Raw genomic sequence first — 22,797 nt, forward strand, 5'->3', positions numbered from 1 at the left:
CAAAACATAGATTACCAATAAGGTGGATACCTATAATATAAATTGACATAAATAGTGTTAAGTTAAAACTCCACAAAGAAATCATCGATTGATAAAGGCTAGTTTTAGTTTATTCCTATTTCCTTTAGAGGTAATTCACATCTTATTATACCTATAATGTTTAAAATCCTTTTTTAGAAGTCAATTACGTTAGGTTTAACCTTTTTACCGTTCCGAAAACAATTCCTTTTTAGGGGTTGAAGATTTGTCCTTTTTAACATTATTTGAGAAAATTATGGTTTCCCGTAAAAGAAAACTTTAAATAAATCCAATCTTTGAGGATTAAATTATAATTCCAAAATTTATAGTCTAATTCAAATTACTAAACCTTTATAAATCTATTTACAAATGATATTTCTAAAAGTTCAATTACGTCGAATAATTAAAGGTTTTATCGACAAATTAAACCTTTGTATTCAAGTTCATTAATTTAATATCATATTGTAATTAAAATATTACCATCAATTAATTTTTTAAAGATTATTCTCTATGAATAAAATTACTCTTCGAACAATATTTATAGTTTTCTTGTTATTTTTTGTAGCATATTCTTGTTCCACCAAAGATGAAGTTATAAGTTATGATCTTGTCACTTCTGTTCAACCTGAAGAAGGTGGGGAGGTAACTCCAATTGAAGGAAATTTCATCTCGGACACTGAAGTAAAAATTACTGCAACTGCAACTGAGGGATATTTTTTTAAAACTTGGGCTGGTGCATCATTAGATTCCACAAACGTTATTAATTTAAGGATGGATTCTGATAAGCAACTTACAGCAATTTTTGAAAAATTGGACATGGATGGTGATGGGATTTCTGATGATTTAGACGAGTGTTCGGATACTCCAAAAGGAGAAACTGTTGATGCGAAAGGTTGTTCAAATAGTCAAAAAGATACAGATGGTGATGGAGTAACAGATGATTTGGATACGTGCCTAAATACACCTTATGGTGAAACTATAGATTCTAAAGGTTGTTCAGACAGTCAAAAAGATACTGACGATGACGGTATAACGGATGATTTGGATCAATGTCAAAATACACCTGATGGTGAAACCGTTGACTCTCGTGGATGTTCGGAGACACAGGTCGATACAGACGGTGATACTGTTACTGATGACTTTGACCAATGCCCAAATACACCTAAAGGTGAAACTGTAGATTCTGAAGGTTGTTCGGACAGTCAAAAAGATACAGACGGTGACGGTATAACGGATGATTTAGATCAATGTGATAACACGCCTAATGGTGAAACCGTTGACTCTCGTGGATGTTCGGAAACACAGGTCGATACGGACGGTGATACTGTATCTGATGACTTTGACCAATGTCCAAATACACTTAATGGTGAAGCTGTAGATTCTCAAGGTTGTTCATACAGTCAAAAAGATACTGACGGTGATGGTATAACGGACGATTTAGATCAATGTGATAACACGCCTAATGGTGAAACCGTTGACCCTCTAGGATGTTCTAATACACAGACGGATACAGATAATGATGGATTGGCAGATGATTTGGACACGTGCCCAAATACACCTGATGGTGAAATTGTAGATTCTGAAGGTTGTTCAGACAGTCAAAAAGATTCGGATGGAGATGGAGTTTTTGATGATGCAGACCAATGTATTGATACGCCTAATGGTGAGACCGTAGATGCAAATGGATGTTCAAATAGTCAAGTCGATAATTCAGCCCCTGAAGTTATCAATATTACTATATCGGGAATTACGTCGACATCATTTAATGTGAACTGGAATCTTAATGAAATTAGCAAGGGCTACATCCAATTCGGGACTTCATCAGGGGTTTACGTTGCTTCAACAGCAATTGAAAACAACTTCTTTGATTCACATGCTCAAACCATTGGTGGGAATAATCCTTTCCCGCTGAATTCGGGAACAACATATTACTGGCAAATTTATGTAGAAGATGAATATGGTAATACTGGCTTCTCCGAAGAACAAACTACAACTATCGCTCAAGAACAATCTTTAACTTATGTCCCTGATGATGCTTTTGAACAGTATTTAATTGATTCTGGGTATGACGATTTTATGGATGATTATGTTTCTACTGCCATTTTAGCCGAGATAACTACACTGTCATTAAATGCTTGGTCTGTTTACGGAGTCTCAAGAAGGCTTATTACTGACTTCACCGGATTACAAGATTTTACTTCACTTCAAGAATTAGTTTTTTCTGGAATGGACGAATTAAATTCTCAAAATTTAGATTTGACTAATAACATCAACTTGAGAAAGTTAACTATTTTGGATTGTTCATTTTTTGATGGTGTCGACCTAAGTCATAATACATTATTGGAAGAATTAATCTTTAGGGGTGATGATGGCACTTGTCTGACGAATGTCAAAAATTTAGATTTGATTAATAATCAAAATTTGAAGACTCTTAAGATGTTTTGGGCTCCAGTTGACAATTTAAATTTGGTTTTATCGCATGCGAAATCTTTAGAAAATTTAATTATCGGTAGATTATCTGATTATAATACCTACAGTTTAGATTTGTCAAATAATATAAATTTACGCAATCTTCAAATTGATGATTACCTTCGACTTCCGGAACAAATAAATTTAAGGAATGGATCTAATGATAAACTGGAATCTATTATAATGTCTGATTGGGGAGTTACTAGTTCGCATAGTGTATGTTTAGAGGTAGATAATCCTATTTATGTTGAAAGTATTCTACAAATTAGTGTTAATTCTGGACGGACTTTTAATATAGTGACTGATTGTAATGATTAGGTGCGCCCAAAACCACTAGGATATAGTTTCTTTATTGCAATTTGAATCTTGATAATATAGGTACTTGGTTTTTATCTTATTAAATGGGGAGTGAGCATATCACGCAAATGATAAAATAATATGCTTATTAAGGCGTTCAATTACTAAAGCTAATATTTAAAGTTGCTATCTCCAGTCTTACGTCAATATTTTTTTTACATAGGATAATTCATTTTTTTTTATTAAGTAAACTACTCATATTTTTGTGATTAAAAAAAATCTAAATCTTAAAATAACCACACAATCAATTGAACAAATTGAGTATTTTTTAAGTTAAACGGGTTAAATTATATTATCGTCAACTTTTCAATTTCTTCTATTTATTTTAATTAAGGTTTAGAAGTTCGGTAGGTATTTTTTAATTATTTAAAAAATTATTGATGTAGATAATTAAATCGAAGTAGCGACGATAAACTAGTTGCACAAAATGTCTTTGTTTAGCTTTCATACATACAATCAATAAAAGTATAACAATTTGAAATAGGAATTAATACTAGTGTATTATGAACTAATCTCGTGTTCGTATTATTTTTTGATTGTTTTCTTTATGATAGCTATTTCCCGATACAATATCTAACTATCCTTTATTCACAGTATTTTCAAGGAACTGAGGTGTAAATGAGGTACAAAAAAAAGGTTGTTGATAAAAATTAACGCAATTATAACCAGAATTAATGATGGGTTGTAAATTTTAGTAAAGGTAGTTTAATATCATACAATATACCCGCAATTTAAACTCGTAAAATACTTCCATCAAAAGACTACGGCATAAAGCCAACGCTTCTTCCCTTACCCATTTATTCCGTTTCCTCTTGAGCCAAGATTTTATCTTCCGTTTGGTTTCTGCTCAAATATTGTTTAATCAAAAATTTGAGTATTATGACAACAAAAGCGAGTACCACAAAGAAGCGCATTAGAGCGAAATCTGCTGCCAAGAAAGAAGTAAACGGAAAAAAAACATCCGTACTTCAAATTCAGAACTTACCATTGGGCAAAATCAAGCCTGACCTTGAACAGCCGAGAAAGACCTTTAACGAGGATGCGTTAAAGCAGCTTTCTGAGAGTATCGAAAAGCACGGTGTGTTACAACCAATTACGGTTAGACAACTAAATGGCCACTACGTCATCGTGATGGGCGAACGACGGTATCGTGCAAGTAAATTGGCAGGAAAGAAGACTGTACCCTGTATCGTGAGAACTTATGAGAATAATGATGTTCTGGAAGTTCAAATCATCGAAAATCTGCAAAGACAGGATGTCGAGCCTACCGAAGAAGCTGAGGCGATTGCTTACCTAAGTGAGAGATATGCACCTACCGAAATTGCAAAGCGATTGGGTAGAACGGATAACTTCATCAGACAGCGACTTAAACTGGCTGGATTGATTGACGGTTTCAAGCAATTTATACGAAATGGAGAAATGACCATATCATTGGGTGTTGGTGTAGCGCTATTTGAACCAGAAGAGCAACAGATGTTGCTGGAAACGATGGGCGAGGATTTTAATGCGCATCAGATAAACAGGATGATTAAAGACCAGACCTATGATTTGGAAAAAGCATCGTTCGATGTTACCGATAAAAAATTGGTGCCGAAAGCTGGGTCTTGTATAGAGTGTCCTTTCAATACAGCTAATCAAGGTAATCTATTCGGCGAAGGAAAGATGGTCTGTACAAAAGCAGCCTGTTTTGAAACGAAGAAAAGTAAATCGTTCTTAAATCTGATTGAAAAGTCCAAGAAAGAGAATATCCTTTTAATCCCTGAAATACGACAGTATTGGGCAGATGACGAGAACAATCAGCTCATTATATCACAATTGGAAAAGCAAGGGTTGAAAGTCTATCTACTGGACGATGTTGAAATTATAGAGAATCCGATTGAGCCAACAATTGAAGCTATTCAGAAAGAATATCAACATTACGATTATTCTGAAGATGAATTAATGGCAGAATTGGATGAAGCAATGCAGAATTATAAAGAAGCATTGGAAGAATACAATTCAGCGAAAGAAAACGGATTCGTAAATGGCATTTTATTCCATCCTGAAACTTACAGGAATAAAGAGGTCTTTGTAAAGATTGTTGAAAAGTCAAAGAACGATTCTACGGATTATTCGGCACCATTGGCCAACAGAAAAATGGCAGATTGTACGCCTGAAGAACAAATCATAAAAATCAACGAAAGGGAAATCCGTAAGAAGCAAATAGAGAACAACAAGCAGTTTGAAGAAGTTGTGCAAATGATTCGTGAGACCAAATACATTGATACGAAGAAGACACTTTCAAAAGATGAAATGGTCGCATTCTCAATATCGCTATTTGAGAACAATGTGGACTATATGAGTCAACAAAAGTATTTCTCAAAATTCTTAGGGGAAACTTCAAAGATGACCAAAGTTGAAATGGTAGAGAATTTCAAGAAGAAGTTCAAAAAGGAAATCTTCCATAAGTTGATACGGTATATGCTCACAAAGCAAGTGCATTTTGGCGAAAGCAATCACGTCAATAATCTGACGAACATTTCATTTTACAACGCAATGCAGGGATATTACAAATCCAAGATTGTTAGCATAGAAAAGGAATATGCCGACAAAAGGAACAAGCTTGAAGCACGTTTGAAAGAGCGCCTTACTGTTCTTGAAAAGCAAATTGAGGAACTCAACGATTAGCTTTTGTTGTTTGAAGAAGGGTCGGCATTCGTGCTGGCTCTTTTTCTCAATATCTGATTCTGTAAATAAATAGTATATTGACTGTTTGATTAAATACGAAATATGAAAATTAAACTTGGTGTTACATTTGAAGCTTGCTTTCCAAAAGAGAATCGAAAATCTATTGATGAATATTTGAGTGGAATAAGTCGTGATACCTTATTGAAAACAGGTTCTCACTTTCTTGGATTTGATACAGAAAAATCAAAATATAGTGATGTAATCGCCTTTATGAATATGTTCTTCTCGCAAGGTAATCAGAATTTTGCCAATGAAGCATACCAGAATCTCTTGAGCTACGTAGCAGAAGCAGACTATGATATATCTGATTACGAAATTCCGTATGTAGGTAGTAGCCTTCTGTTCTTTGAATATATCTTTGACAATATTTCCGAGGATGTTGAAACAGAAAAGACCAACGAGGAAATGGAGCGTGACATATTTAGAGCTTACCTGCACCTTAATCAGGTCTCATTTACCGATAGGGGAATCGAACAAAAAAAAGCCGATGAAGAATCAGGCTTACAGTTTACTGCTGCTCAAGCAATCCTAATGTTGCAATTTCACAATTATGAATTAATAAACTTTAGAACCGATAAAGTATTTACCTGCCAGTTTCTGCGTGCGGTGTCGTATTTTGAATTTCTTTCTGGTATTGAGCAATGCGGGCCGTTGTTAAATGCCTTTTACAAATATTATGGCGTTGAGAATTACAATGAATACCTACGTCGCCTTTTAGGTATCACTTATTCAGTTTTAATGAAGGATAAGGAAACTCATACAGAGATACATCTCGAAGACCCTGTCCACGAAGATTTTATAGACAAGCATATTCTATCCCCAGATGATATAGCTGCAGAGCTGGATTTTGTGACTTTAAGAAGTAGGCCTCTGTACAAGATTGAAGAATTAAAATACCGTATTATATCGCCATTATTTGTAATAGAAATGATATACAATGGACTATATTTTAGGTTGAAGCTAATCAACGATGAGTTGCCAAATGACCAAAAAGTTAAAGGTTTATATGGCCTTAAAACATACGAATATAGTGAGCAATACGCACTCGATACATTATTAAGAGAAATATTCGGAAAACGATATTTTCAAAAATCAGGAAAGGAACTTGATGAATTGATGGATGGAGCGCCAGACTATTATATCAGAAATGGTAAACGAGCAATGCTATTTGAGTCTAAGGATATATTAATATCTAAAGAATCAAAAACAAGTCCTGATTATACAGTACTTGAAGCCGAGCTCAGGCTAAAGTTGTTTGAGAACGAGAAGGGAAAACCTAAAGCAGTTCGACAATTGGCAACAAATATTGAAATTTTACTCAAAGGTAAAGCAGATTATGACTCACAGTTTCCTTCGAAAAAAGGTATTATCAGGCCGATATTGGTTGTACATTATCGAATGTTTAACACAGCAGGAGCAAATGCCATTCTCAACGGTTGGTTTCGGGATGAACTTGTCAAATTGGAAGAAAATGGTTTAGATATTTCCAGAGTCCAAGATTTGGTTATCATAGATATTGATACACTAATGTTCAATAAAGAAGCTCTTCAATCAAAAAAAATGAATTTATGGGATATCCTATTGGAGTATCAGGAAGATTACCTAAGATTTGAGTTGTCAAAGGCAAAACCGCAACCTCGTTCTGAAGAGGAAGGTATTGCAATGTTAAAGTCATCGTATAAGCCTTTTTCCTTCTTTGTGGACAATAAAGTTGAAAAGCTAAATCTCACGAGAACACCAAAAGAATTATTAGAAAAAGCAGCACCACTATTCCCTGAATAAATAAATCTTAGCTAAAATACCCCTCAGCACATTCCCCTACATTCCACGCTTGCCTGCTGAAAAAGCAGGCAACCACTTCACTTCGAGAAAAGAGCTTCACTACACAAGTCTTGGACACAATGCCCGATTTCAGCTTTCCATTCCGCTAACCCTTCCCGCTACGCTGGAAAGGAACACTACATTCCAGAGCCAAAATCGTGAATTAAGTCCGCTTTTTTAATCGGAAAGCCATTGGCTTGATTTTCTTGACAGGATTTTCGGCGAGGACTTCTTGAGCCCTCACTTGAAAATCCTTAAAAACCAAACCGCTGTCTTACACATTTTAAGGGGTTTATAATGGATAAAGCCTTTGTTGTTTTTCGGGTCATCGAAAAACAGGCACGACATAACCAATTCTAATGTAAACACAGCCACTTATTTCGCTTAACTGTCGGTACGCTCAAACGCAACTGCGTTTAAAAGAATTGCTAATGCCCTTATGGAACTTGTCAAGACTGTACGAGTTTTAGTGAAAAATAAGGTTTCTACTTCCTTGAAATCCGCCGAAAAAGGCGGATTTACTACGTCGCAAACACACCTGATTTTACCCTAAAAGTCTTGACAAAACCCACTCTATCCATTGTGCTGTGCACAGAAGAAAAGAACAAACACCCCTTAAAATTTAATTCAGTTTAAAACAAATAGGGGAAATATAAATCACTTAAATATTTTATTATGAGTACTATTAGAAATCACGTACAATTGATTGGAAACGTTGGACAAGAGCCAACCATTACAAAACTTGAAAGCGGTAAGAAAGTAGCTCGTTTTTCATTAGCCACAAACGAGTATTACAAAGACAGTAAAGGCGAAAAGCAAACGGACACTAATTGGCATACCGTAGTGGCTTGGGGTAAAACTGCCGAAATCGTTGAAAAATTTGTCGAAAAAGGCAAAGAAGTTGGAATATCGGGAAAACTTAAAACTCGAAGCTATACAACTGATGATAACGAACAACGCTATGTTACCGAAGTTGTAGCCGATGAAATCCTATTACTTGGAAGCAAAAGCGACAAGTAAACTTCAAAATTAAAGAGGGCGTTCCTCTCGAAAGTTGCGCCCTCTTTTTCATTATTCACACATTTAAATATATGCACAATGAAAGCACAAGTTAACGAAATAAAAGAGCGATTGCAATATTTTACGGGAACGGAAATGTTCTATTCTTTACCGCTCATACGAACAAGATTTACGGACGGATTGAAATACCTGTCTACTGTTGCAGAATGTTTTTGGCTCATTACGGACACGTCCGTAATTGCAAAAAGTTTGATGAACCGATGCGAATTTGTAACCATAGACTTCAAAAGATTATCCGAAAAAAACCAGGATTTTACAGGTTACGAAGCCGAGATAGTTTACAGCGATGGCAACGATAATATTTTAGAAAAACACGGTTACAGAGCAACCGATTTTCCACTCGATGAACTGCGGTTATTTTTTGTAAATGACACGCTGATGTTACCAAGCGAATACTAAAATTTTGAAGTTATGATTTACATTAAATTTCAAGATTTGAGCGAGGAAAAACAAGAGGAACTCTTACAGGTTTCGAGAGAACACGTTACACATATTTTTGGGGAATCTATTCAAAAATATGTTGACGAAACTGGTGCAGATTATGAAAAGTTAATAGTTGAAGAAATGATTAAAAATCTATACACCTACGATTATGTTTTCAATATCTGACACATTAAGATTATATGTGGAACACCTCTAAAAGTTTAGGGGTGTTTTTGTATGTAATTAATACCAAGTCAATAAAAAAACGTATCTTTATTTCGCTGAAATTCAGCATTCAAATTTAAGTAGGGTTATCCACTTTTCGACTTTCGCCGATAACCTTGCACATCGAAAATAACATATCGGAAAATCATTTTCCCCGAAAATGGCAATCGGCTTTTTAGCTGGATTGTATGGATTTTCGTCACGCTTGCGCGTGACGAAAAGGAATAGCAAGAGGGTAACACGCTGCGCGATGTTTCGGATTCCTTTTCGTTTTCAAATCGCTGATTATCAGCGATTTGAATAATTTGTAATTTCCAGACAATCAACGATTTGCGACAAACGGGCTGTAAACGCCCATTTTTAGGGATGATTTTGCGACAAATCGGCGAAATATGGACTCATTTACTGGAATTAGATTTAAAAAGGAAACTGCAAAACGCTTCCAAACTTTCTCACGCACATACTTCAAATCGCACACCGAGGCAATGGCAACGATGCTCGATTTTTTCTTCTACAACGAAATATCGCCAAAGGAAAAATTAGGTCCAACAGGACGTACCATTGAGGCTAAATTACTCAAAAGAATCAATGCGGTTATTGCCATAATGCGAGATGTGGAAAAGACACAAACCAAACCTACGGTGGCTATGATTCAGTCCCTTTTTGAGACCGAAGAGCCAACCAAAAAACCGCTTATTGTAGAAAAGAAATATGCCGAAGAAAAGAAGGAAGTCCGCTTTCGCGAAAAGAAAAATCAAAGCAACCAACTCTAAACTTTCGAGCTATGTACATCACAATCACATCTCAAAAATTAGGTAACAATTATTCACAAAGCTCGGCTGATTTTGTAGGCTATTTGGAAAAGGAAAATCAAGGTTTGGAACAACAGGATATAGAACATTTTTTCAATCAATATGGCGATGAGATTTCCGCTGAAGAAGTGGTCAAAGAAATTGATGGTAATACCGCAAAATTAAAAAAGAAAGAACCCAAGTTTTATTCTATCACGGTTAGTCCTTCAAAATATGAATTGCGAAAACTTCAGAACAATAGTCAAGATTTAAAAACCTATACTCGTGAGCTGATGAAAGATTATGTTGCCAGTTTCAATCGGGAAATAAACGGGCGACCTATAACCATCGATGATATAAAATACTATGCGAAAATTGAACACCAAAGAACATTCAAAGGAACAGATTTTCAGATTAAAGAAAACCAACCCTTTGCCACAAAAATACTTCAGCTGAAAACCGAAATCAGAAACATTCAAGAAGGACGAGCTGAAGGGAATATTAAAAGAATGAAAAAGGAAATTGCCAAATTGGAACGCCAAGCACCACACCAGCAAAATGGCAAACGGATTGTCCAGGGAATGCAAAAAGATGGAAACCAAAGTCATATTCATATCATCGTGAGCAGAAAGGATGCTTCAAATTCGGTAAGTCTTTCCCCAGGAAGTAAGCATAAAGCATCCGAAGTTGAAATGCACGGCAAAAAAGTAAGGCGTGGTTTTGATAGAGATGCCTTTTTCGAGAAAGCGGAAAAAACGTTTGACAAGACTTTTGGCTACAAACGCAACTTTGCAGAGACCTATAAGGCACGAAAAGATTTTATGAAGAATCCCAACCTGTATTTCGCCGCCTTGATGAAATTACCAGCGAACGAAAAAGCATTAGCGTTTAAAATGATTACCAAATCAGGATTACCGATAGTGCCAAGTATTCCAGTTAGTCAAACACAAATCGCACTTCGGATTTTCAAAAGGTTAAGACGTGGTGCTGAAGTGGCCATCAAATCAAGTTCAATAGGAATTTAGGGTATGGAAATAGACAATCTCATAACAATTCTTTCAATTATTGGTGTGGCCAGTATGGTTTTCTATGCGATGTTTCGAGTGAGCAAGTATGCGCTTTTCTTGAATTTCATAATGCTTTCGTGCTTGGTTTTCTATTTAACTGAAGTGAACGAATTAGTATCGATATTGCTATATATGGTATGCCCTCTAATGCTAATTAATATAGGATTGTATGTTTTTCTGCATAAAACTGAAACCGTCCAAAATGGCAATAGAAAGTATCAAGTCAATTTTGCTACGACAAAAGGGAATTTTAAATTGGATAACATCAAAAGGGGCGCATCCATCATCGGATCTGCTGGAAGTGGAAAGACCGAAAGTGTGGTATATGGCTTTTTAAAACACTTCCAAAAAGAAGGATTCTGTGGAATCATTCACGACTACAAGGATTTTGAGTTGACCGAAATGGCGTATCCGCTTTTTAAGGATAGCGATATTCCTTTTAAGGTCATTTCCTTCGACAAAATCATACATAGGGTAAATCCTATTGCACCTCGCTATTTAGAGAACGAAGAAAGCGTAAACGAGGTGTCAAGAGTCTTAATTGAAAACCTTTTAGAGCAAAGAGAAAGTGGAACAACTGGAACAACTAAATTCTTTAACGATGCCGCGGAAGGTTTGATTGGTGGATTGATTTGGAAACTGAAAACCGATTATCCCAACTACTGTACGCTTCCACATTTGATAGCGATTTATCAAATGCTCGATACCGACAGCCTTATCCAGTTTTTGGAAACAAATACCACATCGAGAGCGATGGCAGATGCCTTTATTAGTGGAAAGGATTCGGATAGGCAGACAGCTGGTGTGAAAAGTACCTTGGCAAATGCGCTGAAACGAATTAGTACACAGCGCATTTTTATGGCACTATCTGCAGACGAAGTGCCATTGAACATCAATAGCGAGGAAAATCCCGCAATCATATCGGTAGTGAACAACCCAAAATATGAAACCTCTTATTCGCCAGTAATTGCCACAATCATTCACACCATAACTAAGCAAATGAGTGTACGGAATTCCAAACCCTCATTTTTGTTAATGGAAGAAGCACCAACGATTCGCCTGTTGAATATGCACCGAATTCCGGCAACTTTAAGAAGCTATGATATTGCCACCATTTATGTAATGCAGGATAAAATTCAGAATGATATGATGTATGGCGATAAGGCAAGTAAGGCTATTTTAAGCAATCTATCCTATCAGTTTTTTGGCAAGGTCAACGACCCGGATACTGCCAAATATTACGAGCGCTTTTTTGAAATCATTAAAGACCCAACTAAAAGCATAAGCCGTGGCCATAATCTCGATTTTGATACACGTATAACAACAGGTGAAAAGGAAATTCCAAAGATTAGAGCAGACGTATTTTTCAGGTTGAAGCAGGGCGAGTTTATTACCTACGCTGATGGTAAGGATAAAATGGTTCAATTCAAATTGGCTAATATCCAAAGAGAGTTACCAAAGGAATCGAAACAGTTTTCTCAGGCTGATTTAGCGTCTAATTTTGAGCGGATTTATGATGAGGCGAGGTCGATTTTCGGATAGAAACCTTCATTTTTCATCCACTCAATTATGTCGATTATTTCCTGTTTAGAAAATTTCGATTTATCAGGATGCCAATTATAGAATTTTTTAATCAAAATTTCATTGTTAAAAAGCTGCTTTTCTTCAATGATTTCTTTCCAACAAGCAAATACAGTAGCAATTAATTCGACCCTTTTGGTTTTTGTTATTCTAAATTTCTCTATAATGAAGTCAATTTCAGAAAGCTGATTTGAAAAATATTTTTCATACCACTCTCTATGACCACCTATTTTTGAGAGTGGTTGATATTTTAAATATTCCCCACCTGAAAATTGAAACCATTGATTTACTTTAAATTGTTTGTCGAGTGACCGCATAAGCCTGTTATCATAGGGGCCCATAGCTTGTTTTAGAAAGTTAGTATATAAATCCATCTGAGCGGAATGTTGACAGAGATATATCAATTTCTGAAGTTTCAAATGCCCTAATGTATTTTCCTTATGAAGTTTGTATACAATTTCGGCAGCTAATACAGTTCTACGATGATAGTCTATATTAGTTACTTTTTTTTTAGGTTTTAAGCTTTTTAAAATTTTTTCTGAGTCTATTTTATTAGCATCAGCTTCAAATTGATACTTTTCAAAAGTTTCTTCAAATGCAATATTATCATTCTTACTTTCGGGAAAACCAAAGCCTAAAGAAACCAATATTTCGTCAATTTTAGATTTTTCCATCGGATAATTCTTCAGTTAACTTCATTACTTCAGTAAAGCTTTTAATCTTGTCAAAAGCTTCTTTTTTATAAGTGCGAATAGTTGTTTGCGAGATATCACCAAGTTGCTGGCGAAGTTCCTGTAAAAGTTTTTTTGGAAGGTTGAACCCTAATTTCTCATATTGACTATAAGTTAGATAAACTGTTCGTTGAGAAGGAGTAAGAGATTCTATTGCCTTTAAAATAATTGACTGTTCAATACTTAACTTCATCCCTTCTAAAACTGGGAGTTCTGTGATAATACGTTCAGTTCCATCATAAGGGTAATTCTTTTTTCTTTGCTCTTCTCGATAATAATTAGTGAGTTCATTCTTTGCTATTTTAAACAAATAACTTTTAAAAGCATCATCTACATCCTGTTGGTTAGCTTTTTGAATAAGAAAGCCACCTTTTTTTGCGTATGATGTAAATGTTGCTGTTGTAACCTGTTCCGCAACAGTAATGTCGTGACCAAACCTTTTACAAACTATTTCACTTCTTTTTAAAACATCATCCTTAAATCTGTAACAAATTGCGTGAAAAGCATTTTCCTTTTGAGATTCAGTGATCTTATTGTCCTGAAACATTTCTATTAACCTTAATGTAGGTTCATCTTTAAGTTTATTCCAATTGGACATCAATGCTTTCATTTCTTATACGCAAAAGCGTTGGGAATGGTTTTGCGTACTGAGGGTGGTAGTAACACGCAAAAGCAAAACTAACAAAATTTTTAACAAATACTAATATGGCAACAAATAAACCAACAGGGGATAACGCTCGAAAAGGAGCTATAAGACAAAGGTCACAAGTACTTAATCCAAAGACAAACTTGTTTGTTAAGCGGAATGCTGAAAATGGTCAGTTTATGGACGTGAAAACGACCGGCGGAAAATTTAAAGGAGTCAGAAAAGAAAAATAGAAATATGATGAATACAATACCCAACCTACCCACTCTCTTTGCTGGAGATGTAATTCTTGCAAAAAAGCGAAAGGGTTTAGGACGAATTTTAAACCACTACATCGTTTATGTAGGTAATAACACTTTTGTGGGCAACTTGTCTGATGGCGTTAAAGAATTACATTATAACGAATTAATAAACCTATTGCAGGATTACGAGCCTACTGGAGTACGAAGATTTAGTGGCTCATATTTTCAGCGCAATCAAGCAATTAACAGAGCTTACTCAAAATTGGGAGAAAGTTACAGTCTTATAAATTTTATATGCGAGCATTTTGCGAATTGGGTACAGTTTGGGAAAATTGAAAGTAGTCAAGTAACTACTGGTTTCGTCATTTTGGCAAGCGCTATTTTCTTAAAACTAGTTTCAAAGGATGAGTAAAGAATTGAGACGATTTTTTGGGTATGTGATAGTTTTTTTCTGCGCAGTAGGCTACCTAATTTACAGGTATTTTTATTTAAATCCTGTAACGGATTTTCATAAAGAAATTCTTGTTGCTGTTGCATTTGCAGTTTTGTCAACCTGCGTGATGGGTATCTATGAAACGATTAAATATCAAGGAAAATATTTTTGGATTTCATTGAGATGCTCATTATTTATTCCCAATAAGGAAACTTATGTATCCCTAAGCTATTTAATGAGAATTAAGCTTTCAGGTTCTGAAAGATATTTTCTTGTAAAAGGTTCAAAAGTCGACCAGTATCAGCCTGTTGGTGGAGTTTATAAAACTATTGGGAATAAAGATATTTATAAGGAGTGGGAAGCACACCCGAAATCTGACAAGAAAAACCTTGATGATTTACGTTTTTTTGTAAAGGCAAAATACGTTCCAGAAATAATCCGATGGTTCAAGTCTCGAAAAGACAGAGAGACTGGAGTATGGCGAGAGTTTTATGAAGAACTGTTGGAATCTAAAATTGTAAGTCAAGAAAATTTTCAAACAATACGAGCTGAGTATTTGTGTTCGCACGAGAACATTCTTAGCAAGCAAAATAGGTTCAAAAGCGAACAATATCATACTCTTATATACGACATATTTCAGATAGAACTCAGTCCTGAGCAATTTGAAGAGTTGAACAAACTGCTGGCAAAAAAGACTTTTACTAAGCACTATGCATTTGTCACAAAGGACGAAATTGAAAAGGAATGCTTTAATGTACATAAATTAAAAATAGGACAGCACACCAAATTTACAATATAGATGAACTTTCAAGAATACTTATACAATCAAGGCTTCCAAAGAGAAGACCTACTCGCAAGAATGGCAGAATCACTTGAGTTGGACGATTCCCGATCCAACAGAATGGAATCTGCCTACAATGCCATTTACGATGTTTTAAAAGCAGACCCAGTATTTTTCTCAAAGGTCGATTTTGTGTTATATCCGCAAGGTTCAAAGGCAATAGGTACCACTACAAAGCCTTATGGTAAAGATGAATTTGATTTGGACATAGTTGTCCATATTAGAGATTTGTACTATAACTATACTTCCTCAGAAATTTACAATCATTTAATTCGAGTTTTTAGAGGCAATGATGTTTATCGTCCCAAGTTAATTCCTAAAAACAGATGTGCAAGAATAAATTATTCTGGCGATTTTCATTTGGATATCCTTCCAGGATGTATTGTTATTGAGAACGAGGATAAATTGATGGTGCCAGATCGTGAATTGGCATCTTGGACATCTACATTTCCAAAAGGTTATATAGGTTGGTTTTTGGATATAGCTAAGGATGTTCGCCAACCCATTTTATTAAGAAAGGCATACGAAAATTTTGTCACTTTAGCTGAAGCAAAAGCTGAACAGGAAGATTTGCCAGAGGAAGATTTTTATTCAAAAGAACCTTTGAAGAGAGCGGTTCAGCTAACTAAGCGTTATCGCGACATATTTTTTGATGATAGTGCAAAACACAGAACTTCAAGTATTGTTTTAACTACAATTTTTGGACAATTTTATGAAGGAGAGCCATCAATATATGAAACCATAGATAATGTTCTGAATCGCATTATAAGTAATTACTCAGACTATCAACTACTATTTGAAAATCGCGGAATTTACAAGAGAATTAAAGTATTAAACCCTGTGAATCCAGAGGAAGATTTTACGGATAAGTGGGATAAGGATAAGGAGTTTTATAATCAATTTATTGCTTTTGCTAAAAGTTATAAGGAAAAATGGGAGCGACTTAAAAAAGGGGATTTTGGAGTAGCTGAAGAACTCTTTGGTAGTACAAGAACTAAAACTATTTTAAAAGCCCAGTTAGAAAATTTATCCAAGGGTAAAGTAGATACACTTGAAAAAGCTGGTCTTACAATTATGTCTGGAAAAAATCACGTAGACCCAAAGGGAAATATTTCGAAAAACAATGGATATGAAAGCAAACCACATCGAAACTATGGTGGTATTGAATTGGATATTAAAAAAACCCACAACAATTTATCTTCAAAAAATTATATAGCTGCATATATCCAAAAAGAATTGGTCGATAAAAATTTTCCTTGGTTGCAAACAGTTGTCAAAGATGGTAAACTATTGGGTAAGGGTAAGATAAAACCAAAGGGATGCAAAAAAGAATATGAGATTTTAATTAGTTATGATATCAATGACACTTACAGAAAGGAAAGGGTTTTCATTCTTAATGATAGCCAAATCCAATTTGGAAAAACCCCACACTTATATCCAGGGAACAGTTTGTGCTTGTACTACCCAAAGGATATGCCACGAAATTTAGACTTGAACTTCGTAGATGTGGTTCCTTGGATATCGGAATGGTTAGTAATGTATGAACTATGGAAAAAATATGGTGTGTGGATGGCAGATGAAATAAAGCACTAAAGCAACACTTAGTTATTGTGTCCTGTCGTTAAGCTTCTATTGCTGTTCTTTTTTCCAGTTTCAAGATTCTTGGAGACTTATAGAAGGCTTACAAACCTATTCCCACAATTTAATATCATTATCTTTACTGTCCGATTTTATTTAAACAATGACCGAAACAAACCGCATAGAATACAAACGAGAACTGTCCGATGGACTTGAAAAAGAGGTCATTGCTTTTTTAAACTATCGTGAAGGCGGCATTATTTATATTGGTATTGATAAGGAAGGGAACACTTACGGGCTGGCAGATGCGGATGGCGACCAATTAAAAATTAAGGATAGATTGAAGAACAATATCCGTCCTTCGGCATTGGGATTATTTGATATTGTGAGTGAAGAACGAGATGGTAATAATATCCTTAAAATCATCGTGGCGAGCGGTCCAGAAAAACCATATCATCTCAAAAAATACGGGATGAGCGAAAAGGGTTGTTTTATCCGCTTAGGTTCAGCAGCTGAACCGATGCCACAAAAAATGATTGACGAGCTCTTTGCCAAGCGCACCCGAAATTCCATCAGCAAAATTAAAGCGGGTCGTCAAGATTTAAGCTTTAGCCAGTTGAAAATCTACTACGAGGAATCGGGTCATACCCTTGGTAAAGCCTTTGCAAAGAACTTGGAACTATTAACCGAAGATGGCGCATTCAATTACGCTGGCTATCTTTTGGCAGACAAGAATAATACCTCAATTAAAGTAGCCAAGTATTCTGGCAAAACCCGAACGGACTTGATAGAAAGCAACGAATATGGTCACGAATGCCTGGTCAAAGCCACCAAGCAAGTGATTGATAAAATTGCGGTTGAAAACAGAACCAACACAAAAATAACCGCCAAAGAAAGACAGCAAGCCAATCTTTGGAATCCCATCGCTTTGCGAGAGGCCATTATCAATGCCTTTGTGCATAACGATTATACCAATGAGATTACCCCAAAGTTTGAAATCTTTGCGGATAGAATTGAAATCACATCGGCAGGCGGTCTTCCGGAAGGATTGAGCAAACAGGAATTTTTCGAGGGCTTTTCAGTTCCACGTAACAAAGAACTGATGCGGATTTTTAAGGATTTGGAACTCGTGGAACAATTGGGTTCTGGCATCCCTCGTATTTTGGAACACTATGGCAAAGAGAGTTTTGGCTTTTCGGATAACTTCCTTAGAATGACTTTTAACGCTAAAGAAACTGCTGTTGAAGAAGGTGGTCAAATAGGTGGTGTAATGGGTGGTCTAAAAGGTGGTCAAATAGGTGGTCAAAAGGATGCTGAAATTGATGATATTAAAGAATTAACGCATAGACAAAAGGAAGTTCTAAAACTAATTGCTTCAGATAACCGAATAAGCCGTTCAGGAATTGCAGAGGTTTTACACATCAACGAATCTGCAATCCAAAAGCATCTAAACAATTTAAAGAATGCTGGTTTTATAGAGCGTGTAGGTGGTACGAGAGGTTATTGGGAAATCAATCTCGATAAGAATTAAAAAAAGTCTTTTAAAAAGGCCCTTTTTCCCTTACACCTTTACTGGTCACTTTCCATTGACCATTTTCTTTAGCCAATTTAAAGATTCCTGTTTTCCCATCGTAGGTGGTACTGTATTTTACCCAGGCAATTTCGCCATCAACGGCTTCGTCTAAAATTTCTACTTCGATATCCTCATCAGAATCTGGCATCATATTCTGTACGGTAATCAAACCGGCATAGCCTTCAGAAGTGGTGTGCTTTTTTAAGGCTGATTCATCTTTTGAAAAAAAGCTTGACGCAACAACTTTGGCAGTTTCAGAAGGGGATTTTGTTGTGCTTTCTGAACAAGAAAGGAACAAAAGTACGAGCGAGTAAATGACTAATCTTTTCATAATAGTATTAATTTGGGTTATTGATATATCTATGCGATAATTTCAGTTCTATATTACGTTCGCCATCTTTTTCATTCAATTCCAAAATTGCCCTACGGTCATCGGATAATGAAAATTTGGGCAACACATAAACAAAGCGAGCCATTTCATTTTCCTTAATCTTAGACGGCAGATTATGTTTATATATCGGTTCTTGATACAGTCGTTGCAACGATTTTCTTTTCCCTTTTTGCCGAGTTTCAATCGACAGGTTCAAGAAATTCAAATCGTAATCCAACGAAGAATTATTTTCAATCTCGATAACGAAATAGAGTTCATCCTTATCAAAAACAATGTTCTCTACGGTCAAGATAATACCTTCGCTTCGTTTCTTGATGCGCCCTATGCGCTGTTTTCTATTGAGAAGATATGAGCAGAATTTCTGGTAATAATAAGTGCTGTTATCTACAAGTTCTTCAGAAGATTCAACAAGAACCGAATCCTTTACAATCGGCTTTTCATTACCGATACTATTGGATAGCGGAATGAAATAATTGAGCTTAGAAAGCTGTTTTTTATACCTTACAATATACGAAAAAATTGAACCATTTCTGTTGACTACCAGCAAATTACTTTCCTTCCCAGGGGTTGCTTGAAGAAGCCCAAAATACTGTTCCTTTTCACGGTTATAGGTAAAAACAAAGTTATCTGAACCGGTTATGCCTTGTCGTATGGGTTCTGGGAAGAATAGCGCAACATTTTTGGTGTCGTTTGCATAAATAGTGTCGAGTGGTATGGGTTGCTGCTGTGCTTTCGCGGAAGCGGAAATCAACACCGTCAATATTAAAATAAATGTCTTCATAATTTAGGTTTTAGAATTAATCTGTAATTGTTCAATACCGTAACTTTTACATTTCGGTTGCTACGCCTAAACACCTTTGTAACACCACCCACCTGCGGTACTGTGGGTATGTTGATATCGCCAATAATATCGTCCAAGACTTCGGTGGTGGCTTCAGCCCGAAAATTGTTCTGTACGTAGATACCTTCGCTTCCATCAGATAAATCAAAAGCTTTAAGTTTAGTGGGATGATGCTTTATGTTTTCAATTTCAATTAAAGCCCGATTAGGCTGAAAACTGATAAACCCAAAAACGGGCGTATTTTTTGGCATTACTTTACCATTGATAGTAGCAGTTTTGGTCAGACGCATTCGCAATCTGGTATTTGCTTTTACAACTTGGTCGCCATCTACCACTACGTAAATAGTTTCATCAGTATTACCGATGATTGAAACTTCATTGGGTTTGGGCGAAGCGGCAAAGAACAATTGATGTTCTAAGCCCAATTCTTTCGCTTCAATTTTTTGTTCCCGCTTCACTTCAGCAGAATCGATTGTTGATGCCACTTGGCGAACAGTTCTTCTCTGTCCCAAATTTTGGTATCGCTTTTCTGAATATTGAATCTTACCCGCTTCATAGATGCTATCTACGATACGCTCTTTTTCGCGTTCTGGAAGATCTGGGTCGTAAAATCCCAAGGAATCAATCAGTTTTTCATCGTAAATGCTTGGTGCGTTATTTTCCCGAACTTTTTTCAAGTCGTTAATCGCATCCAGTTTGGAATCGTACTCTTTTTGGTCCTCTTCCAAATCAGGAACTAAGGTCTGTTTAAGGTTTTCGGTTTCACTTTCATCATCGCCCATTACCATCATAGAATAGGATATCAGGAATATGAAAATCACGGCTAATACCGATGCAAATACTATCTTGTTTTTTTCTACTTTCATAATCGTGTTTTTTTAAATGCCAATTACCTGCCGGGTCGGCTCAATTTACATTGTTTAGTTTTTTTAGAGTGTTTTCGAAATAGTTGGTAATCAATAATCCGTGTGGATTGTTTGGGAAGTTTCGGTCAACCATAATCAGGTTTCCGGTGGAAACCAATTCATAGGTGTCGATGATTGAACCTCTATTGATTTCAAAAAGCGTTGTCGTTGTAAAGCTATACGAGCCATTATTTTCAGATATTCTTGAATCGATACTCAGTACTTTTTGAACCAAGGAATACTGAAGCAATCTGTTATACACGCCATCGGCTTTTTTCTGGCGGTAGAGATTATCCACAGAACTATTACCTAACCATAATGCCTTTTCCAAATTGCGTTCGTAATTGCTGGCATCGATGTTATAGAAGTAGTTGTGGAACAGATCCAAATGTGCTAAAGCTTCAACCCGAAAATTTTCCTTTTGGGTCACGAGCTTCAGCGGAATGATACTGCCATCTGTGTTAATGGCAAAGGCACTATTGAGTGCTTTTTGATTGGTGTTGAATACCATCCAAACCGAAAATGTACTGGAAAGCAACGCACACACAACAACTGTCAAAACGATAAATCGATTCAGCTTTAGAACGTTGTAAATATTTTTATATGGTGTTTTCATTCTGAATGGATTTAGTTGGTAAATAGTCTGAGTGTAAAAGATGTGGCGCGTTTATACAACTTGAATTTCAAGAAAACAATAAATCCAACTGAACCTAATTGAACCACAGGCGCAAAAAAGCCCTGGCCTGTGTCGGTTCCAAACAAGTTGACCCAAAAATTGGTGTTGATTTCCGTATAGAGTGCATTCACAAAGACGTTTACTAAAAAGAAAGCAGGTACTAACATATAGACCGCAGCATAAAGCTTGAAGAATGTATAAGCTAACGAACGGAACTTTTCAAAGACTGCAAGGCTAATGACCAAGGGAAAAAAAGTTTGCATTATTCCGAGTAGAAAAAAGCGTTCTGCCAAGAATAAGGGGTAGATGAACAAATCCAATATCCAGAGGAACAGGCTAATGATAAATGCAAATATTTTGAATCCGTAAAGCGGTGTGACCAAGGCTTCATACAAGAGCGTCATAGCAGCTTGGGCAACCTCGATGATACTCACGTCCTCTTCAATGGGAATGTCCTGCATTTGCAATGGCAATAAGGCTGGTGCAGTTCCTCGATATTGTCCTTCAATGGCAACTAAGATGCCATCGAAAAAGCCTAATACTTTCGTTGAGAAAATGACCAAAATGACAATGGCAAAATTCTTGGCGAGTTCGCCTGGACTCAATCCCCAAGTGTAGCCATCCTTATCTGCAATGCCTTCATTGTATTTTTTGAGGATGTTGACCAGAAAGAACAGGACAGCGAGCGTTTTCATTCCCGCAATCGTGTATTGCGAAAAGTCGCTGGCCTGTATGGTCTGGAAGACGGTATCGATGTATTCCAGTCCAATTCCTAAGAGAATGGTCGCAGTCATTTTTAGTATTCGGTTTCTCGATTATTGACTTTATCCTGCATTTTCCTGAAGGAAATGATGTCTCGATAGCGTTTGGTTTTTGTAGTGATGTTGGAAACCATTTGTTTGGATTCCTGCTCTTTTGCTTTTAGAATTTCAGCACGTTCGGCATCGCTCATTTTTAGGTAATCGCTGGATAGGACTTCATCAATAAAATCTACTGTGTCCAATGAGTTTTGTACTATGGCGTCAAACGATTCCACAACCCTTGAAACTTCATCGGGTTTGATATAGGGCGAATTCAAAATATCCTGCAAATCATTTTGCATTACGTTGATAAGACGCTGATTATTCTGTCCAATTTCCTCAACTGCTCTTAGTTGCTCAACAACGCTTGATACTTTCTCTATTGCCTCTTTTGCATCTTTTAGGAATTTTACAGACTTAATCATTTGAGCTGTCTGCTTTCCAGATTCTATAAGCTGTTTTACCAAACTGATAAAATTTGTATTATCGTAAGTAGGCATTCCTTGGGCGGTTGCTTTGCCTGACATAAATAAGGTCAATATTACCGTTGTTACTAAAATTTTGATTTTTGTCTTCATAAT

General features: G+C 36.1%; 22 protein-coding genes. 14 read left to right on the top strand and 8 right to left on the bottom strand.

The annotated features are described in order from the left end of the window. The first annotated feature begins 528 nt into the window (after positions 1-528). The 9 genes from CLV90_RS09025 to CLV90_RS09065 all read left to right on the top strand — a co-directional run bounded on the left by CLV90_RS09025 (position 529) and on the right by CLV90_RS09065 (position 12,520). Positions 529-2,805 (top strand): thrombospondin type 3 repeat-containing protein, encoded by a 2,277-nt coding sequence (locus tag CLV90_RS09025; RefSeq protein WP_133687183.1) that lies wholly within the window; start codon positions 529-531, stop codon positions 2,803-2,805. A gap of 918 nt (positions 2,806-3,723) precedes the next feature. Beyond that, the gene (locus CLV90_RS09030; RefSeq protein WP_133687184.1) at positions 3,724-5,511 is read left to right on the top strand and encodes a ParB/RepB/Spo0J family partition protein; all 1,788 of its coding nucleotides are present in this window, start codon (positions 3,724-3,726) and stop codon (positions 5,509-5,511) included. Between the two features lie 102 nt (positions 5,512-5,613). Continuing rightward, a complete protein-coding gene (locus CLV90_RS09035) occupies positions 5,614-7,353 on the top strand; it encodes a hypothetical protein (RefSeq protein ID WP_133642548.1) in 1,740 nt (579 codons plus the stop codon). Positions 7,354-8,067: 714 nt separating this feature from the next. After that, on the top strand, positions 8,068-8,412 hold the full coding sequence (locus tag CLV90_RS09040; protein ID WP_116772141.1) for a single-stranded DNA-binding protein: 345 nt from the start codon (positions 8,068-8,070) through the stop codon (positions 8,410-8,412). A 78-nt stretch (positions 8,413-8,490) separates the two neighbouring features. Then, complete coding sequence (locus tag CLV90_RS09045) at positions 8,491-8,871, top strand: DUF6876 family protein (protein ID WP_116772142.1); 381 nt, start codon at positions 8,491-8,493, stop codon at positions 8,869-8,871. A gap of 12 nt (positions 8,872-8,883) precedes the next feature. Beyond that, complete coding sequence (locus CLV90_RS09050) at positions 8,884-9,081, top strand: hypothetical protein (RefSeq protein WP_133687185.1); 198 nt, start codon at positions 8,884-8,886, stop codon at positions 9,079-9,081. Positions 9,082-9,512: 431 nt separating this feature from the next. Beyond that, on the top strand, positions 9,513-9,893 hold the full coding sequence (locus CLV90_RS09055) for a BfmA/BtgA family mobilization protein (RefSeq protein ID WP_116772144.1): 381 nt from the start codon (positions 9,513-9,515) through the stop codon (positions 9,891-9,893). Between the two features lie 11 nt (positions 9,894-9,904). Continuing rightward, the gene (mobB, locus tag CLV90_RS09060) at positions 9,905-10,936 is read left to right on the top strand and encodes a MobB family relaxase (RefSeq protein ID WP_133687186.1); all 1,032 of its coding nucleotides are present in this window, start codon (positions 9,905-9,907) and stop codon (positions 10,934-10,936) included. Between the two features lie 3 nt (positions 10,937-10,939). After that, on the top strand, positions 10,940-12,520 hold the full coding sequence (locus CLV90_RS09065; RefSeq protein ID WP_116772146.1) for a type IV secretory system conjugative DNA transfer family protein: 1,581 nt from the start codon (positions 10,940-10,942) through the stop codon (positions 12,518-12,520). On the opposite strand, the gene CLV90_RS09070 is transcribed toward CLV90_RS09065, so the two are convergent. Together CLV90_RS09070 and CLV90_RS09075 are read right to left on the bottom strand one after the other, a co-directional pair. After that, positions 12,490-13,233: a hypothetical protein gene (locus tag CLV90_RS09070; RefSeq protein ID WP_116772147.1), complete on the bottom strand. Its 744-nt coding sequence runs from the start codon at positions 13,231-13,233 to the stop codon at positions 12,490-12,492. The genes CLV90_RS09065 and CLV90_RS09070 overlap by 31 nt on opposite strands. Beyond that, positions 13,220-13,900, bottom strand: a complete 681-nt coding sequence (locus CLV90_RS09075; protein WP_133687187.1) for an RNA polymerase sigma factor — start codon at positions 13,898-13,900, stop codon at positions 13,220-13,222. The genes CLV90_RS09070 and CLV90_RS09075 overlap by 14 nt, the downstream gene beginning before the upstream one ends. Before the next feature lie 95 nt (positions 13,901-13,995). On the opposite strand from CLV90_RS09075, the gene CLV90_RS19220 reads away from it, so the two are divergent. From CLV90_RS19220 to CLV90_RS09095, 5 genes are all read left to right on the top strand, one after another. Next, entirely contained in the window at positions 13,996-14,169 is a 174-nt protein-coding gene (locus CLV90_RS19220) for a hypothetical protein (protein WP_164674257.1), read from the top strand. 4 nt (positions 14,170-14,173) lie between these two features. Next, complete coding sequence (locus CLV90_RS09080) at positions 14,174-14,590, top strand: hypothetical protein (RefSeq protein WP_133687188.1); 417 nt, start codon at positions 14,174-14,176, stop codon at positions 14,588-14,590. Further along, complete coding sequence (locus CLV90_RS09085) at positions 14,583-15,410, top strand: SMODS-associated NUDIX domain-containing protein (protein ID WP_133687189.1); 828 nt, start codon at positions 14,583-14,585, stop codon at positions 15,408-15,410. The genes CLV90_RS09080 and CLV90_RS09085 overlap by 8 nt, the downstream gene beginning before the upstream one ends. After that, complete coding sequence (locus CLV90_RS19225) at positions 15,411-17,045, top strand: nucleotidyltransferase domain-containing protein (protein WP_166638559.1); 1,635 nt, start codon at positions 15,411-15,413, stop codon at positions 17,043-17,045. A 148-nt stretch (positions 17,046-17,193) separates the two neighbouring features. Then, the gene (locus tag CLV90_RS09095) at positions 17,194-18,561 is read left to right on the top strand and encodes an RNA-binding domain-containing protein (protein ID WP_133687190.1); all 1,368 of its coding nucleotides are present in this window, start codon (positions 17,194-17,196) and stop codon (positions 18,559-18,561) included. Positions 18,562-18,571: 10 nt separating this feature from the next. Here CLV90_RS09095 and CLV90_RS09100 read toward each other — a convergent pair whose 3' ends face one another. Genes CLV90_RS09100 through CLV90_RS09125 form a run of 6 tightly spaced genes read right to left on the bottom strand, consistent with a single transcriptional unit; the run spans position 18,572 to position 22,794 of the window. Then, positions 18,572-18,934 (bottom strand): hypothetical protein, encoded by a 363-nt coding sequence (locus CLV90_RS09100; protein ID WP_133687191.1) that lies wholly within the window; start codon positions 18,932-18,934, stop codon positions 18,572-18,574. Positions 18,935-18,941: 7 nt separating this feature from the next. Next, the gene (locus CLV90_RS09105) at positions 18,942-19,775 is read right to left on the bottom strand and encodes a DUF4138 domain-containing protein (RefSeq protein WP_133687192.1); all 834 of its coding nucleotides are present in this window, start codon (positions 19,773-19,775) and stop codon (positions 18,942-18,944) included. Beyond that, positions 19,772-20,701 (bottom strand): conjugative transposon protein TraM, encoded by a 930-nt coding sequence (traM, locus tag CLV90_RS09110; RefSeq protein ID WP_133687193.1) that lies wholly within the window; start codon positions 20,699-20,701, stop codon positions 19,772-19,774. Before traM ends, CLV90_RS09105 begins: the two co-directional genes overlap by 4 nt. 40 nt (positions 20,702-20,741) lie before the next feature. Beyond that, positions 20,742-21,356: a conjugal transfer protein TraK gene (locus tag CLV90_RS09115; RefSeq protein WP_133687194.1), complete on the bottom strand. Its 615-nt coding sequence runs from the start codon at positions 21,354-21,356 to the stop codon at positions 20,742-20,744. An 11-nt stretch (positions 21,357-21,367) separates the two neighbouring features. Further along, positions 21,368-22,210 carry a hypothetical protein gene (locus CLV90_RS09120; RefSeq protein ID WP_133687195.1) on the bottom strand — a complete coding sequence of 281 codons (843 nt, stop codon included), beginning with the start codon at positions 22,208-22,210 and terminating at the stop codon, positions 21,368-21,370. 2 nt (positions 22,211-22,212) lie between these two features. Further along, positions 22,213-22,794: a conjugal transfer protein gene (locus CLV90_RS09125; protein WP_133687196.1), complete on the bottom strand. Its 582-nt coding sequence runs from the start codon at positions 22,792-22,794 to the stop codon at positions 22,213-22,215. Between the last annotated feature and the right edge of the window lie 3 nt (positions 22,795-22,797).

It is taken from the genome of Maribacter spongiicola, assembly GCF_004364165.1.
GTDB classification, from domain to species: domain Bacteria; phylum Bacteroidota; class Bacteroidia; order Flavobacteriales; family Flavobacteriaceae; genus Maribacter; species Maribacter spongiicola.

Coding starts and splice junctions, on each gene's coding strand:
- CLV90_RS09025 (WP_133687183.1), top strand. CDS start 529: ATGAATAAAATTACTCTTCGAACAATATTTATAGTTTTCTTGTTATTT.
- CLV90_RS09030 (WP_133687184.1), top strand. CDS start 3,724: ATGACAACAAAAGCGAGTACCACAAAGAAGCGCATTAGAGCGAAATCT.
- CLV90_RS09035 (WP_133642548.1), top strand. CDS start 5,614: ATGAAAATTAAACTTGGTGTTACATTTGAAGCTTGCTTTCCAAAAGAG.
- CLV90_RS09040 (WP_116772141.1), top strand. CDS start 8,068: ATGAGTACTATTAGAAATCACGTACAATTGATTGGAAACGTTGGACAA.
- CLV90_RS09045 (WP_116772142.1), top strand. CDS start 8,491: ATGAAAGCACAAGTTAACGAAATAAAAGAGCGATTGCAATATTTTACG.
- CLV90_RS09050 (WP_133687185.1), top strand. CDS start 8,884: ATGATTTACATTAAATTTCAAGATTTGAGCGAGGAAAAACAAGAGGAA.
- CLV90_RS09055 (WP_116772144.1), top strand. CDS start 9,513: ATGGACTCATTTACTGGAATTAGATTTAAAAAGGAAACTGCAAAACGC.
- mobB (WP_133687186.1), top strand. CDS start 9,905: ATGTACATCACAATCACATCTCAAAAATTAGGTAACAATTATTCACAA.
- CLV90_RS09065 (WP_116772146.1), top strand. CDS start 10,940: ATGGAAATAGACAATCTCATAACAATTCTTTCAATTATTGGTGTGGCC.
- CLV90_RS09070 (WP_116772147.1), bottom strand. CDS start 13,233: ATGGAAAAATCTAAAATTGACGAAATATTGGTTTCTTTAGGCTTTGGT.
- CLV90_RS09075 (WP_133687187.1), bottom strand. CDS start 13,900: ATGAAAGCATTGATGTCCAATTGGAATAAACTTAAAGATGAACCTACA.
- CLV90_RS19220 (WP_164674257.1), top strand. CDS start 13,996: ATGGCAACAAATAAACCAACAGGGGATAACGCTCGAAAAGGAGCTATA.
- CLV90_RS09080 (WP_133687188.1), top strand. CDS start 14,174: ATGATGAATACAATACCCAACCTACCCACTCTCTTTGCTGGAGATGTA.
- CLV90_RS09085 (WP_133687189.1), top strand. CDS start 14,583: ATGAGTAAAGAATTGAGACGATTTTTTGGGTATGTGATAGTTTTTTTC.
- CLV90_RS19225 (WP_166638559.1), top strand. CDS start 15,411: ATGAACTTTCAAGAATACTTATACAATCAAGGCTTCCAAAGAGAAGAC.
- CLV90_RS09095 (WP_133687190.1), top strand. CDS start 17,194: ATGACCGAAACAAACCGCATAGAATACAAACGAGAACTGTCCGATGGA.
- CLV90_RS09100 (WP_133687191.1), bottom strand. CDS start 18,934: ATGAAAAGATTAGTCATTTACTCGCTCGTACTTTTGTTCCTTTCTTGT.
- CLV90_RS09105 (WP_133687192.1), bottom strand. CDS start 19,775: ATGAAGACATTTATTTTAATATTGACGGTGTTGATTTCCGCTTCCGCG.
- traM (WP_133687193.1), bottom strand. CDS start 20,701: ATGAAAGTAGAAAAAAACAAGATAGTATTTGCATCGGTATTAGCCGTG.
- CLV90_RS09115 (WP_133687194.1), bottom strand. CDS start 21,356: ATGAAAACACCATATAAAAATATTTACAACGTTCTAAAGCTGAATCGA.
- CLV90_RS09120 (WP_133687195.1), bottom strand. CDS start 22,210: ATGACTGCGACCATTCTCTTAGGAATTGGACTGGAATACATCGATACC.
- CLV90_RS09125 (WP_133687196.1), bottom strand. CDS start 22,794: ATGAAGACAAAAATCAAAATTTTAGTAACAACGGTAATATTGACCTTA.